1 protein-coding gene is annotated in these 1,029 nt (G+C 69.7%); it reads right to left on the bottom strand.

All coding sequences use genetic code 11. The features are described from left to right. Positions 1-1,029 (bottom strand): IS30 family transposase (locus ACFU53_RS48155; protein WP_384007066.1); only part of this gene is annotated, 1,029 nt, incomplete at both ends.

Raw genomic sequence — 1,029 nt, 5'->3', positions numbered from 1 at the left:
CCGAGTGAGGTGCCGTTCTTCACGGGCGGATTCTCACCCCAGCCCTCGAGCCGGGGCAGGTGCACCAGGAGCGTGGAGCGGCTGCTGCGCTCGACCAGCGTGCCGATCGCGGAGCGACCCGTCCCGATGATCAAATCGCCTTCCCAGTGTCCGGGGACCGCGCGGTCTGCGGCCTCGGCGGGGCGTTCGCTGAGGACGACGTCCGCGGTGACATGCCCCTGCGGCTTGTTCTGTGACCGTGCACGGGGAGTCCGCAGCGCCCGGCCGGTGCGCAGGCACGTGACCAGTTCCCGCTTGAGCGCGCCACGGCCCTCGATGAACAGCGCCTGGTAGATCGCTTCGTGGCTGATGCGCATGGACTCATCATCGGGGAAGTCGGCATGGAGACGGTGCGAGATCTGCTCCGGGCTCCATGCCGTCGCCCATCGTCTGTCCTGCCGGTGCGGCTTGTTCAGCCCTTTCCATGCGGGCGTCCTGGGTCCGGGGACGATCGTGTTGTCGGGGCGGCGGACGCTGCCGGCGAGCCGGTCCTGTACGTACTCACGCAACCTGTCGTTGCCTGTGAGCTTCGCGGTCTTCGGGCGCTTGGCGGCCTGCTGTGCTTTCCACTGGGCGACCGTCGCGCGGTACTCCTGCTTGCCGCTGCGCGTGGCGGCGTTGCGGCGCAGTTCGCGAGAGATCGTTCCGGGGTCACGCCCCAGGGCGCGGGCGATCTCGCGCACGCCCTTGTTCATCGCCCTGAGGATCGCGATCTCCTCGCGCTCCTCGAACGCGAGGTACCGGCCCGTGGGCTCGGCCAACGAGATCGGAGGCATGCCGCCAGCGTGACGAAACCACCTCGCACCCACCGGCCACGACACGCCGACCGCCAACGACGCCTCCACCGTCGTGACCCCTGTGGCGATCAGCCGCCAGAACTGGCGCTGCACGACTCGAGACGGATCAGGCCGCCCCGGCGAACGCATCGCCGGCCGCAACGCACGATCAGCGCGCCACTGCCGACGCCGACCCTCCGGAACATCGCTGGTC

Source organism: Streptomyces sp. NPDC057474 (assembly GCF_042802555.1).
Lineage (GTDB): Bacteria > Actinomycetota > Actinomycetes > Streptomycetales > Streptomycetaceae > Streptomyces.
This window is presented reverse-complemented; position numbering and strand designations above follow the sequence as displayed.